Consider the following 14,742-nt stretch of genomic DNA (forward strand, 5'->3'; position numbering starts at 1 on the left):
GTAAAAGCTATGTGACTTAGTTAATTATTTCTGTTAAAACAAACGTGAATGGTTAGGTATTATGACCTAACTAACACACATGATAGGAATGAGGAGTTACTATGTGTTCAATTTTTGGTGTATTAGATATAAAGTCTGATCCCGCTCCATTGCGTACGCAAGCAATTGAAATGTCAAAATTATTACGTCACCGCGGGCCTGATTGGTCTGGTGTATATTCATCTGAGAAAGCGATTTTAGTGCATGAACGTTTAGCCATTGTTGGTGTATCAAGCGGTGCGCAGCCTTTATACAACCCTGAAAAAACTCATATTCTAGCGGTTAATGGCGAAATTTATAATCACAAAGAACTTGCCGCTAACCTTGAAACCGATTTCACTTTTCAAACTCAATCAGATTGTGAAGTTATCTTAGCGTTATACAAACAGAAAGGGCCTGAATTTTTAGATGATCTGAACGGTATTTTTGCTTTTTGTTTATATGACGAAGAACAAGACGCTTATTTAATTGGCCGTGATCATATTGGTATTATTCCACTTTATACTGGCCACGATGAGCACGGTAACTTTTATGTTGCCTCAGAGCTAAAAGCACTTTCACCAATCTGTAAGCATATTGAAGAATTTCCTCCTGGACATTTTTTATGGAGTAAAGATGGTCAATTGCGCCCATATTATGCCCGTGATTGGCAAAGCTTCGATGCAGTTAAAGATAACAGCGCAAAAGCCGAAGACGTCAAAGATGCACTTGAAGCCGCCGTTAAACGTCAATTAATGTGTGACGTACCTTATGGCGTGTTGTTGTCAGGTGGTTTAGATTCATCCGTTATTTCAGCTATTACCCAACGTTTTGCAGCAAAACGTATTGAAGATAATGATGAAAGCGATGCATGGTGGCCTAAACTGCACTCTTTCTCGGTTGGCCTTGAGGGCTCCCCAGATCTAGCGGCTGCACAAAAAGTAGCTGATATGATAGGAACTGTTCATCACCCGATTATATTTACGATTCAAGAAGGGATTGATGCCCTACGTGAAGTTATTTATCACATTGAAACCTACGATGTAACTACGATCCGTGCTTCTACTCCGATGTACTTAATGGCTCGCCAAATCAAAGCGATGGGTATTAAAATGGTGCTCTCTGGTGAAGGCGCTGATGAGCTATTTGGTGGTTACTTGTACTTTCATAAAGCACCAAATGCACAAGAGTTTCATGAAGAATTAAACCGTAAAGTATCTAAACTGCACATGTTTGATTGCTTACGCGCAAATAAATCAATGGCGGCATGGGGTGTAGAAGCCCGCGTTCCCTTCCTTGATAAAGAGTTTGTTGATGTTGCTATGCGTATCAACCCTGAAGCTAAAATGTGTAAAGATGGCAAAATTGAAAAGCATATTTTACGTGAAGGCTTTGACGGCTACTTACCTGATGAAGTGTTATGGCGTCAAAAAGAGCAGTTTTCGGATGGTGTAGGCTACAGCTGGATTGATACATTAAAAGAGTTTGTAAACGAGCAAGTAACCGATCAAGAGCTTGAAAACGCAAAATTTAAATACCCTATTAACACACCTGATTCAAAAGAAGCGTATTACTACCGTACTATTTTTGAATCTCACTTCCCAGGTGATGCAGCCGCTAAATGTGTACCACACGGTAAGTCTGTAGCCTGTTCAACGCCTGAAGCGTTATTATGGGATGCATCATTTCAAAATAATGCCGATCCATCAGGTCGTGCCGCAGGTATTCATAACGACGCCTATGCACAAAAGAAATAATAAGCCTAGTCGCTTATTAAATCTGGCATTAACTCACAGACTGCACAAAGCCCCGCGCTTTGTGCAGTCTTTTGCTATTGAGCAAGTTTTTAACGATACAGCGAGACGCTGTAAAGGTTCGTCTGCGTTAATTGTTATTTATAAAACAGGGTTAACAACTCGACTAATGCAGCGCATTGCAAAAAACACCGCTCAGCCCGCCACCGTATTTTTAAATCAAGCCAATATCAAAAAAAATCGATGCCCTATTCGTTGGTTTAATCACAGCCATGAGATCAGCCGCTGTGGTCATGGGACACTCGCCGCTGCACTGTTTTTACAAAAATGGCAAGGGTTTAGCCCAAACACCTTTTATACAAATACAGGGGAAGTATTTGAAACCAGAATACATCAACGCGCACTGCAACTACAATTAGTCACCATTGATAGCACCGAGGTACAAACAGAGGTTCTGCTGCAACAAGCCATTCCTACCTCAATAGTGCAAAGCTATAAAACGGCAGAAATTAACGGCTACAGTACTGTGATGATTAACAGTGTTCAGCCTTTAGAAACACTCGCGATAAATACAGCACAATTACAATACTACCCAAATGCAGTGATTGTATTGCAACAACGCCAAACAGCTAATCAAACCACACAGTGGCATTTTCGATATTTTGCTCCTTATTATGGCGTGGATGAAGATAGCGCTACTGGTTCAGCCATCAGCATTATTGCCCCGATAATCAAACAATACACTGAACAAACACATGGCCAGCTTTTCCAAGATTCTGTTGCCGGAGCAACCATTAATTACCGTTTAAAAAACAGTAATGTCATTATCAGTTAAGCCACTAAATTTGACGGTGTATTTTCCAAGCCCTGCATAGTCAATTTCAGTATCAACATCAGTGTCTAACTCAATAACACCACAATATGAGCCTGTTATGAGAATTTGGCCAGCAGCGAGCGTGATCCCACACTTAGCCAGATAATTTACTGCCCAATAGATTGGTGTTTGTGCCAGACCACATGGGTGCTTGCCAAGATAGCTATGACAGCGATTATTTTGTGTTATCGCGATAGTAATATGTGCCGCATCATAAGCTGCTTGCTTATTAATTTTAGGACCAAGTAACACCCCTTGGTTACTTAAGCCATCCGCTAACTTTGCAAAGTGATTTGCTTGATACGCTGTAGAGAAACGGTTTTGGATCAGCTCAAGTGCCATATGCGTGTCACTCACCGCGTGGTCAATTTCAGCTTCGCTATAGCTTGCCTGCTTTGGCATATTTTGCGCAAACACAAAAGCAATTTCAGGCTCTATCCGTGCCTTGTTTTGTTCAGTATATAATGTGCAGATTTGTGCAAATGATTGCGGCGGCTTTAATATTGGAGCCAAAATAATCGCACCGTTATCAAGTGGTAATAGGCATTTCCAACCAAATACTTGGCCCTTGTTTAATGCAATCATCAATTGTTGAACAGCTAAACTATCTTCAGTGCTTGTTAATGCTAATTGTGGCGGTAAATCTGATTGTGGCGCTGCACTTGTGCGTTGTGCAAATAAATGTGCTGCAATCGTTTTTAATTTAGTAGAACTGTCCACACTAACCTCTTCGTAATAAGGTTTTATAATGGCTACACCAGCAGCCGTAGGTTTAATGTAGTATTTATACTATTAAAAAATCAATTTGCGCAGCATTTTTAGCTAAGTACAGCTAAATAATAAATTATGGACTGTTCATTGTTTAAATTGGCCTTAATAAACACAATGCAAAATACCCCTGCTCGTCTTGCCACGTTTGCTCTAAACGTAATCCAGCTTGGGCGCTAAGTTCAGTAAATGCCTGTAGTGCGTATTTATGGGAGTTTTCTGTATGGATGCTCTCACCTTGAGAAAAGCTAAATGATTCGCCATTGACGGTGACTGTTTGATCACAGTTACTGATCAAATGCATTTCAATACGGCTTAGTTTTTCATTAAACCGTGATTGGTGATTAAACTGGCTAAGATCGAAATCAGCATTTAACTCAGCGTTAATACGCTGGAGCAAGTTTTTATTAAATGCCGCGGTGACGCCTTGTTTATCGTCATAAGCATCAAGTAATACTTGACGGTCTTTGAGCAAATCAATGCCAATCAGTACATAACCGTTAATACCACATAACCGATGGAAACTTTTCATGATCTCAATGGCTTTTAGCGGTGAAAAATTGCCTATTGTTGAGCCTGGAAAATACACGAGGTTCGTTTGGCTATCCAATTGTGTTTCACGGCTTAACTGCTTTACCATTTGGCTATGAGTAAAATCCCCCAACAACGGCGAAATAGCTAACTCAGGAAATAATGGAGATAAATGGGCCAGTGAGTAATTAAGCATTTCATTAGAGATCTCAAATGGCACAAAACTTTTCACATTCACTAAGTGCGCTAACAAATAAGCAATTTTTTTACCTGAGCCACAGCCCGGCTCTATGATTGATAAGTTATCAGGAAGCAACTTGGCAATTGCTTGGCTGTGCTTGGTTAAAATGCTCAGCTCTGTGCGTGTCACGTAGTACTCATCAAGCTCAGTGATCTGCTCAAACAAAGCGGCCCCATTATCATCATAAAAATATTTACAGGGTAGATTCTTTTGTTGCTGTGACAGTCCCGCAATAACATCGTTTAAAAAGCGGTTATCAATGTCGGTTGTCATTAATGTTGTTACTTGGCTCATGCTCAATCCTTAGCGAGTCTAATACCACTGCGCATCCACGCTTGGTGTGGGTAATAGAAATTGCGATAAGTTAGTCTTAAATGATTTTGCGGGGTAAGTTTACAGCCACCGCGCAGTACCATTTGGTTCGCCATAAATTTACCATTGTATTCCCCTGCCACGCCTGCTATTGGCTTAAAGCCTGGGTACGGTAAATAGGCGCTGTTTGTCCACTGCCAACAGTTGTCGGTCAGCTGGGTGATAGTTTGCGCCGCATTACTGTTAGCAACGCTTTCCCATTCAAATTCGGTTGGGAGGCGTGCTTGTGAGTAATGTGCAAAAGCGTTTGCTTCGTAAAAGGTAACATGGCTTAGCGGCTCATTTAGCGCCAAAGGCTGTAATCCAGCTAATGTAAATTCAAACCACTCATTATTTACTTTATGCCAATAGAGTGGCGCAGTTTGCCGAGCATTATTTATCTGCGCCCAACCGTCACTGAGCCAATGCTCTGGGTTTTGGTAACCACCATCTTGTATAAACGCTAAATACTCAGCATTGGTAGTTAGCCGATTAGCAAATTTAAATGGCTGAATAAGCACTTCATGAGTTGGCCGTTCATTGTCGTAGCTAAACGTTTGCTCAGTTGCACCAATATTTGCAGTATGCTTTGAAAATGCCACAAAGCTAAGAGGACTGGCTTGCGTAACAGGATTTTCTATACGGATTTTGTTAGTGTCACAATAAGCAGGAAACAACGGATTAACTGAAAAGTTATATTGAATGTCCATCAGCATTAATTCTTGGTGCTGTTGTTCATGGTTAAGTCCTAATTCAATAACTTGCTTTATTGACTCGCTACACGGTGCACTCAGTAATTCAATCACCGCCCGGTCAACATATTCTCTATAGGTAATCACGTCATCTAAACTAGGCCGCGATAAACTCCCTCTGCAGGCACGCTTAAATTGTTCAGCTATACCGTTATAATATGAGTTAAATAAAGTTTTAAAGTTAGGATTAAATACTGTGTAGTGAGAGCTATGTGCAATTAGTAAAAAAGTTTCAAAGAACCACGTTGTGTGCGCAAGGTGCCATTTACTAGGGCTTACATCGGCCATAGCTTGTAATTGGCAATCTTCTGCTGATAACGAGTTTATTAACGTCACGCTTTGGTGTCGAACACGCTGGTAATGATGGACTAATTGATGCTCATCAGCTGTGTTTTTAGTGTTCTCTTTGCCATGGTTACTCATAGTAATGACTAAATTCCTTATCACAACTTAACAATGATATAGCTCACCTAATGTTAAATCATATTCATATTACGCTTTCATTACTGCGACTATAAAACGTCAATCTCGTGCAGCTGCCTTTTACAACTACAAAAAATAATAGTTCAATTAACCACAAAAAACAGCCGCGATTACTTTAACAATCAAACTAATTTTTGACCTTTTGCGAATTATGTAGTTTTATATAAAAACATAAAAATGGTTGCAATGGCCATATAAGCCGCTATTTAACTACAAAATCATTTACATTTGGTATTTAACTCATACACTAGTAGCTGTATGATCATCTTTTAAATTAGTTAGTCTTCAAATAAATTTAAGTATCAATTATTACCTAACCTGAACTTTGCTTTAAAAATTTACTAACGTAGTGATTTATTATCCAAAGCTCAGGTTACTTAGACTAATTAAATTAGGTATGTTGCTGGTAACAAGCAGCTTGTTAGGACAACAAAAGAGGTATTGCATGAGCGAAAATCATGACAAATATAGTATCGACAATACGGATTACACCGTAGGTCAGGATAACGTGCAAAAATGGGGATTTGATATACACAACCCTGTTTTTGGCATCAGCGCGGGCCTGATTGTCATCTTTTTAATCGCCATTCTCGCTACCGATCCACAAACTGCAAAAGCAGCACTTGATGGTGTGAAACTCGATATAATTAATAATTTTGATGCCTTGTTTATGTGGGCTGCAAACTTCTTCGTTATTTTTTGTTTAGCACTGATTGTTTCTCCTTACGGAAAGATCCGTTTAGGAGGCAGTGATGCTAAGCCTTCATATACTCGTGTTTCATGGCTCGCTATGTTATTCGCCGCAGGCATGGGTATTGGCTTAATGTTTTGGGGGGTAGCTGAACCGGTTGCATATTTTACTGGTTGGTATGAAACACCACTGAATGTAACAGCCAACACCCCAGAAGCTGCAAAACTGGCAATGGGGGCAACTATGTTCCATTGGGGCCTGCACCCTTGGGCTATTTATGCTGTAGTTGGCTTATCACTATCATTCTTTACATATAACAAAGGTTTACCACTGTCTATCCGGTCAATTTTTTACCCTATATTGGGCGATAAAGCATGGGGCTGGCCTGGTCATATCATTGATATTTTAGCAGTACTGGCAACTTTATTTGGCTTGGCAACATCATTGGGGTTAGGCGCTCAGCAAGCGTCTGCGGGGATAAACCACGTGTTTGGTCTCGAAGGTGGCATTGGCTCACAAATACTCGTTATTGTTGGCGTTACCCTACTGGCTATTATTTCTGTTGTGCGTGGTATCGATGGCGGTGTAAAACTCCTTAGTAATATCAACATGCTAATTGCTTTTGCCCTTTTGGTATTTGTTTGCTTAGTTGGCTTTGCTGTTGCGATGGGTAATATTCCTACCACCTTTATGGGTTATGTAGAAAATATCATTCCATTAAGTAATCCACATGGCCGTGAAGACGAAACATGGATGCATGGCTGGACTGTATTTTACTGGGCTTGGTGGATTTCGTGGTCACCGTTTGTAGGCATGTTTATCGCTCGCGTATCACGCGGTCGTACTATCCGTGAATTTTTGATTGCGGTATTACTTATTCCAACATTGGTTACAGTATTATGGATGTCAATTTACGGCGGTATCGCAATTGATCAAGTAGTCAATGGTGTTGGCGCACTTGGCCTAAATGGTTTAACCGATGTCCCTATGGCTATGTTTCAAATGCTAGATGAATTACCTATGTCTAATATTTTGTCTGTAATTGCTGTGCTATTAGTTTTAGTGTTTTTTATCACTTCATCTGATTCAGGGTCATTAGTAATAGACTCTATCACTGCTGGCGGGAAAATTGATGCGCCAGTACCACAACGCATATTTTGGGCATCTATTGAAGGTGCTATCGCAGCCGCGCTACTGTGGATTGGTGGAACACAAGCAATCGAAGCACTGCAAGCAGGTGCGGTCTCTACCGGCTTACCATTTACAATCGTCTTGCTGTTTATGTGTTTAAGCCTTATTTTAGGTCTGAGAACTGAGCCGTTACCGGCTAAATAAACGCTATTTAAAACCACAAACGCCGCAAATTTGCGGCGTTTTTTTATTTAAGCTTATTAGCTAAAGTTCAGGTTAAGAAATTTTTAACTCCATAACTGCGAGATCGGTGTATCTTCTCGGTAATGGTGACTCAATTGTGCTTGTAACAGTTCAGCCGTTGCTAAAGCGTCAGTTAAAGCGTTATGGTTTTTATACACAGGTAATGAATAGCGCTGGCGACAATCACCTAATCTAAGCGAACCTAACTTAGAATTAAATAACCAACCTAGCAAACCCTGCCTGGCTTTTAAGGCTTTTCGTTCAATTTCCATGGTATCAACCAAAGCAAAGTTGATCCCCTCGTTAAGCCTAAGTAACAGTGCAGTATTTAAGAAGTGTCGCTCAATCGCGGCATAGTGTACAACAACCACTTTACCACTGAGTGCTTGCAATAATGGCTCAATAATATGATTAAAATCCGGTGCATCGTCAATTTCTGAATGTGTTATGCCATGTATTACAATGGATCCCTCGTTGAAATTACGCCTAGGGCGCACCACCCAATGGCGACTATCTTTGCAATATATACGCTGTAAATTAAAAGGAATTAAACCAACGCTGACAATATCATCACTGGTGCTATCTAAACCGGTTGTTTCAAAGTCCATTGCAACAAATGGCACATCTTTAATTGCTGCGAATTTATCGCTAAAAGCAGCTCCATAAAAACGTTTGATAGTGTCATTTTGAGCGCCGCTTAATAAATTTTTATAGCGTGTTGCCCAGTCAATCATTGCTTGCTTTTTGAAAGCCATAAATTACTTTACCCCAGAGTTTGCTGAGTAACTAAATTTCAAATAGCTTTGTGCTTTTTCTAAAATTGCAAAAGCTTCTTTTAAGTTACGCTGCTCAAAAGGCGATAATAAATGAGGGTCTAAATCGTTGTCGGGTTCTTCCCCTTGTTCAATTTGCCACGCTTGGTGACGGATCCGCATCATGGCAATATATTCTAGCGCATCTCTCAAATCTTGTGCTTTGCCTTGCGGTAGAAGCTTGGCTTCAATAATATCTTCTAAGCGTTCGAACGAGTTTTGCTTACGTGATCCAACCGCCAATGCGTGAACACGAATAACATCTGAAAGCGGCGCTGTGCCTCTGCGCTTTAAATTCATAGAACGTTTATGCTGACCGTTGTGCTCCATAACAAAGCCTTTAAAAAACCCCAATGGTGGGGTTCTGTTGCGAGCATTTGCAGCCATATTAGCTAAAAATACGCGATTAACTTTGCTTTGTTTGGCAATAAATATTTTAAGCTCATCGGCCCATTTGGTTTTACCCCACACCCCGTCTAAATCAAAAAATATGGAGCTATTTAGTAAGGCTTGCGGTTTAGGCAGCTCTATCCACTGAGCAAATTGCTCAAACCATTGTGCACGTGTTTTTCGCCATTTTTTAAATGACGCCATTATTTCGCCATCACAATAGGTATAACCGCATTGAGCTAAACCATCACAAACAAAATCGGCAATATTTTGAAAATACGTATCATGAAGTTCAACATCATAATCATCATCTAGAATGAGCGCGTTATCTTGATCAGTAACAATGAGTTGCTCATCCCGCGCCATTGAACCTAATGCGATAAAACAGTATGCAACCGGCGGCGGCCCATACTTTTCTTCGGCTAATACCAGTAACCTTTGTTTAAAAGTGCGGCCAATCACAGCCATTGCCGTGCCAATCATATGCGAGTTTGCATCTTCATTTACCATGCGTACAAACACATTCGGCAGCTGGCGTGCATAGTGGGTTAAATCTTCAATCGATTGCTGCGCAAGTATTCCACGTACCAATAGCAAGCTGCTTTGTGATTCATAGCGTAAAATATCAGAAAGAGAAATAACCCCAATTGGACGGCGTTTTTGGACCACCGGTAAGTGATGTAAGTTATCACGTAGCATCGCAAGTACAGCTTCGAAAACATAGGCATTGGCATCTAATAAAACCAAGTTTGTAGACATTATTGTATGCGCGGGTGTGTCAAATGCCAGCCCATGAGCAATGACTTTGGTACGTAAATCTTTGTCTGTGATAATACCAACAACTTGACCATCATCTTCCTCTGGGTCGTCGTTAATAGGTTTGGTACTATCAGTAACTAAAACCGATGACACCGATTCATCAGTCATAAGCTGGGCAACTTGTTGCACCGTTGAATCAGTATTAACTGTTACCACATCACGGTGGATCAGCGATTTTACTTTTGCCGTGGTTAAATCATTACCATCGGCTTGTTCAACAATTGCCTGATGTAAACGAACATTACCATCCGTTTCAAAATAGTCAGCAAATGAATCAAATTCGTCGCAATAGCGGTTAAATAGTTCAACATTAATGCAATACACTAGCGTATCTTCAAGTGCTTTAGCTGGAAAGCGAACCTTGCGATTCATCAGTAAACCCATCTGCCCAAATATACCGGCAGTGGTTAAACGATTATCCAGTTCCCCATTACGTCGATACATTTCAACAGAGCCGCTTCTGATCACATAAAGATCGGCGATATCTTGACCAAATAATAAAATATCGGTGTGCGCTCTAAAGTAGGCGACTTCAACCTGTTGCGCGAGCTCATTGATTGCTTTACTCGGTAGGCTGTCAAAAGGCGGGTGTTGTGCTAAAAACTGCGCGATTTCTACTTGTTCGGCTTGCATAAAAAAAACCTGTTGGGGATAGCTTTCCCAAGTGTGAGCCTAATTAACTTATTTTTCAAAGATAAATAGTTAATTAGGCTATTTTAATTGTGATTTACTCTACCTTATCAAGCTCCTGCGCAAGTTGCTTACTTTCATCACCACGGGGGGTAGTAAAGCGCGCTAAGCCCAAGTAAATTACCGGTGTTAAATACAACGTAAATAGCACCGCTAAAGACAAGCCACCAAACACGACCCAGCCAATCGCATTACGTGCCTCAGCCCCCGCTCCGGTTGATAATATTAGCGGCAGTGCACCTAGTAAGGTTGATATCAAGGTCATAGTAATTGGTCTTAAACGTACTAATGCTGCTTGCTCTACAGCTTTACGAACAGTTAAACCTTGGTCGCGCAATTGGTCAGCAAATTCAACTAACAAAATCGCGTTTTTCGCGATTAAACCAATTAACATCACCAAACCTATTTGCGAGTAAATATTTAACGAAGTACCAGTTAAATACAGTGCTAAAATTGCTGATGTAATACCAAACGGTACCGTTACCATCACCACCACGGCGCTATTAACATTTTCAAACTGTGCAGCTAATACTAAAAATACGATTAAAAATGCCAGTATGTAAGTGATAAATACTTCATTAGAAGTTTCTTCAAAGGTTAAAGCTTCACCTTTAAATGCCAAGCTAATGCCACTTGGTAGCGTTTGCTCTGAAATATCACGTAATTGCGATACCAGCTGTGCAATACTCATGTCCGCCGGCAGTTCCATATCAAGCTCGATAGCACGACGCTGTGCGTGGCGTTCAAGCTCAGCGGCAACACCTTCTTCTGTTATGGTTGCAACGCTACTCAGTGGTACTAACTGACCGTTATTTGCACTGATATATAAATTAGCGAGATCACTGGGATCTTTAATGGTTTGATTTTGTGCTTGCAGAATAATCGGTACCGATTGGTCACCAATATTTAAATCTGCAATATCATCGCCATTTATCGCAGCACGTAAGGTGATTGATATATCACTCAGTGACACCCCTAATTCCTCTGCACGGCGTCTATCAATATTAACGCGCAATTGCGGCTGTGATGGCTGATATGAAATACGCACGTTGTCAATCGACGGGATAGTCTGCTCAACCTGTGCAGCAAAATCTTGTGCGGCCTTATAAATCTGCAGGTAATCTTGCCCTAATAGTGCCAGCTCAATACCGCCACCTTGACCGCGTAAATTTAAACTATTTGACCCAGACGGATAACCTGCCGCCCCAGGAATATTACCCAGCGGACCTCGAATTTTATTAATGATCTCTTGCTGTGAAAAATGACGCTCATCCCAGTGTTTTAAAGGCACGGTAATAAACACAATATTTGGATCCCACTGCCCTACAACAGTATAAATAGATTCAATTTCGCCGCTTTGCACATACGGCAGCAAAATATCTTCCATTTGCATTGCTTGACGGTCCATAAAATTCAAACCAACACCGTCAGGGCCCCGAGCAAAGATACGTATTTTTCCGCGATCTTCTGAAGGCAGTAATTCATTATCTAAATTGAGATACAAAGCACCCGAACCCGCAGCGACTAATATACTAGCTATAAACGTAAGCCACGCATGATCAAGCACCCAATGAATGGTTTTAGTATAAATATTAGCAAGCCAATGACCTATTTTAGCAAATGGGTGTTTACCACCTTGTTTGAGTTTTAGCTTTGAGGTGAGCGCTGGCACTAATGAAAGCGCTACAAAGCTTGAAATGATCACCGCTCCCGCAAGTACCCCACCAAACTCCCTAAATAATCGCCCTGCGGTTGAGGGTAAAAAAGCGATAGGAACAAATACCGCCGCTAACACCGCTGTCGTTGCGACAACAGCAAAAAACACTTCTCGCGTGCCAATTACCGCAGCAGCACGGCGGCCAAGACCTAAACCGCGTTGACGTTGAATGTTTTCGCTGACCACAATCGCATCATCAACAATCAACCCCGTTGCTAACACTAATGCCAGCAAAGTAAGTATATTGATTGAAAAACCCAGTGCCCATATCAACGCTAATGAACCAACCAAGGCAACAGGAATTGCAAATGCAGGCACTAAAGTCGCGCGCCAAGAGCCGATAAATACCCATAATGTAATGATCACCAGCAGCACAGTTAGCACCAGTGAGTAAATCACCTCATCAACTGAGCTCCTGATAAATTGTGCATCATCAGAAGTTAAAGTAAATTTCAGCTCCGGAAAACGCGTTTGCATTTTTGCTAATAAACTTAATACTTCGTCAGATATTTCAATGGTATTTGACTGTGCTTGACGTATAACTTCCATGCCAATCACTGGCTGGCCGTTTAAGCGCACCATAGAGCGAGGATCCGCAGGACCAAAATACACCGCCGCAATATCACCAATACGCGTACCATCACGAATAATAATATCGGCCACTTGCTCAGCGGTAACTGAGGTTGCATCTGCGCGCACTATAATTTGTTGATCCGTCGATTTCAAACTACCTGCCGGTACATCAAATGGCGCTTGGCGCAGTACTTGGGCTACATCAGGAACGGTTAAATTAAAACTGGTTAATTTAAGTGGATCAAGACGCACCCGTAAAACACGTTTTCGGTCACCATTTAAACGTACATCGGCCACACCTGGAATGGTTAAAAACTGCGGTGCTAAATCAACCTCAACCAGTTCAGTCAACGCTTCAAGGGCTATGGTATCGCTTGATACGGTTAGCGATACAACCGCCTCAGCATCATTATCAGCCTTGATAATAGAAACGCGCTCAACTTCTTCAGGCAACTCACGTTGTACACGTGCTACCGACTCACGGGTTTCATTCGCAGCATCATCAAGGTCAACACCAGCACGAAACTCAACAACAATCCGTGCGTTACCTTCTTCACTTTGTGCGCGAATAGTTTTTACACCACTTACGCGGGCTACCGCCCCTTCAAGTTTACTGGTTACTTCGGTATCAACAGTCTCTGGGGAGCCACCAGGAAATGAAGCCGACACCGTGATCCTTGGCGTATCAACATCAGGCAGTTCACGAACTTCAACCCCGGCAATGGCCGCAATACCCGCAATAATGATCAGTAAATTAAGTACTACAATAAGCACTGGGCGGCGAATGGCCATTGAAGGGAGATCTTGCATCATAGGTTGTTGTTTCATACCTACTCCTGCGCTGCTGCAAGCGGCTTGATATAATTAAGCTCTTGCGCTGGGCGTAAACGTTGTACGCCTTCAACTACCAAAATATCGCCTTCGTTTAAAGGCCCAGATACGAGCAAACGACCCGCTAAACGTTGCTGAATTTTAACATCAACGCGAGTTGCCTTTTGCTCAACACTTTTCCATACATAGGGGCCAGTTGCCCCCCATAAAAGCGCAGCTTCAGGCACTGCAGCTAAACTCTGCCCTAATACCTCAATATGTACTCTAAAACTCATACCCGGTAAAAATTGTGCTTGTGCATTATCCAGTTTTGCTTTGACACGCAGCGTACGTGTTTGTGGATCAATGCGTGAGTCAAGATAAGCGACTTGCGCATTTATCGCATCGCTTCCTTGCCACGGCATCACAGTCACATTACCGCTAGTTCTAAGCATTGTAATAGCTGACTCTGGTGCATTAAAATTAATGTATAACGAACGAGTATCATCAATACTGGCGATGGCTGTTTGAGTGGTAATTCGATCGCCAACTTCGACATCCGTTAACCCCATGGTGCCACTAAAAGGTGCTCGTACTTGGCGATCTTCTAATTCGGTTTCGGCTTTAGTCACCGCAACCATAGCTAACTCATACACGGTTTTTGCATCATCTAGATCGCTTTTTGGCACCGCGCCTTTAGCATGACTTTGCTGTAAACGTGTTTGTATTCGTTCACTATCTGCAAGTTTTATTTTCGCTTCATTAAGCGCCGCTTTTTGTCTGCGCGAATCGAGCTCTAATAAAATAGCTCCTGCGGTTACCTGATCACCGGGTTTAAAATGCACAGCCGTGACTTTATCCCCCACTGCAGGATAGAGGATAACAGAGCGAATCGCTTCGGCATTACCAACCGCTTGAACTTGCTCTTTTGCACGTTCCATCGCAACAGGTTCAACAATTACGTTAGCAGCAAATGCCGATGGCATTACCGCTGAACAAGTAATAAAAACACTGACTAAAAGAACTCGTAATTTCAAAAAGATCACCTAATTAATTATTATTTCCATTATGGTACGCAGTGTAACAGTGTTTTG

General features: G+C 41.6%; 10 protein-coding genes. 3 read left to right on the top strand and 7 right to left on the bottom strand.

Annotated features, from left to right (window positions below):
* Window positions 1-101: 101 nt before the first annotated feature.
* Window positions 102-1,775, top strand: coding sequence for an asparagine synthase B (gene asnB, locus H5182_RS00465; RefSeq protein WP_145233255.1), 1,674 nt, complete (start codon window positions 102-104; stop codon window positions 1,773-1,775).
* The gene (locus H5182_RS00470) at window positions 1,759-2,607 is read left to right on the top strand and encodes a PhzF family phenazine biosynthesis protein (RefSeq protein ID WP_182759309.1); all 849 of its coding nucleotides are present in this window, start codon (window positions 1,759-1,761) and stop codon (window positions 2,605-2,607) included. The genes asnB and H5182_RS00470 overlap by 17 nt, the downstream gene beginning before the upstream one ends.
* Here H5182_RS00470 and H5182_RS00475 read toward each other — a convergent pair.
* The 3 genes from H5182_RS00475 to egtB all read right to left on the bottom strand — a co-directional run bounded on the left by H5182_RS00475 (window position 2,578) and on the right by egtB (window position 5,712).
* A complete protein-coding gene (locus H5182_RS00475; protein WP_220494598.1) occupies window positions 2,578-3,366 on the bottom strand; it encodes a 2-keto-4-pentenoate hydratase in 789 nt (262 codons plus the stop codon). The genes H5182_RS00470 and H5182_RS00475 overlap by 30 nt on opposite strands.
* A gap of 142 nt (window positions 3,367-3,508) precedes the next feature.
* Window positions 3,509-4,480: an L-histidine N(alpha)-methyltransferase gene (gene egtD, locus H5182_RS00480; protein WP_182759310.1), complete on the bottom strand. Its 972-nt coding sequence runs from the start codon at window positions 4,478-4,480 to the stop codon at window positions 3,509-3,511.
* Window positions 4,481-4,482: 2 nt separating this feature from the next.
* Window positions 4,483-5,712 carry an ergothioneine biosynthesis protein EgtB gene (egtB, locus tag H5182_RS00485; RefSeq protein WP_182759311.1) on the bottom strand — a complete coding sequence of 410 codons (1,230 nt, stop codon included), beginning with the start codon at window positions 5,710-5,712 and terminating at the stop codon, window positions 4,483-4,485.
* 505 nt (window positions 5,713-6,217) lie between these two features.
* On the opposite strand from egtB, the gene H5182_RS00490 reads away from it, so the two are divergent.
* On the top strand, window positions 6,218-7,798 hold the full coding sequence (locus H5182_RS00490) for a BCCT family transporter (protein WP_145233245.1): 1,581 nt from the start codon (window positions 6,218-6,220) through the stop codon (window positions 7,796-7,798).
* 83 nt (window positions 7,799-7,881) lie between these two features.
* On the opposite strand, the gene H5182_RS00495 is transcribed toward H5182_RS00490, so the two are convergent.
* The 4 genes from H5182_RS00495 to H5182_RS00510 all read right to left on the bottom strand — a co-directional run bounded on the left by H5182_RS00495 (window position 7,882) and on the right by H5182_RS00510 (window position 14,685).
* Window positions 7,882-8,592: a 3'-5' exonuclease gene (locus H5182_RS00495; RefSeq protein ID WP_182759312.1), complete on the bottom strand. Its 711-nt coding sequence runs from the start codon at window positions 8,590-8,592 to the stop codon at window positions 7,882-7,884.
* Between the two features lie 3 nt (window positions 8,593-8,595).
* Window positions 8,596-10,491: a putative nucleotidyltransferase substrate binding domain-containing protein gene (locus tag H5182_RS00500; protein ID WP_182759313.1), complete on the bottom strand. Its 1,896-nt coding sequence runs from the start codon at window positions 10,489-10,491 to the stop codon at window positions 8,596-8,598.
* A gap of 94 nt (window positions 10,492-10,585) precedes the next feature.
* Window positions 10,586-13,666 carry an efflux RND transporter permease subunit gene (locus H5182_RS00505; RefSeq protein ID WP_145233239.1) on the bottom strand — a complete coding sequence of 1,027 codons (3,081 nt, stop codon included), beginning with the start codon at window positions 13,664-13,666 and terminating at the stop codon, window positions 10,586-10,588.
* A gap of 2 nt (window positions 13,667-13,668) precedes the next feature.
* Window positions 13,669-14,685 carry an efflux RND transporter periplasmic adaptor subunit gene (locus H5182_RS00510; RefSeq protein ID WP_182730593.1) on the bottom strand — a complete coding sequence of 339 codons (1,017 nt, stop codon included), beginning with the start codon at window positions 14,683-14,685 and terminating at the stop codon, window positions 13,669-13,671.
* Window positions 14,686-14,742 lie beyond the last annotated feature (57 nt).

Origin of the sequence: Pseudoalteromonas sp. SG44-17 (assembly GCF_014164235.1) — a bacterium.
GTDB lineage: Bacteria > Pseudomonadota > Gammaproteobacteria > Enterobacterales > Alteromonadaceae > Pseudoalteromonas > Pseudoalteromonas rhizosphaerae.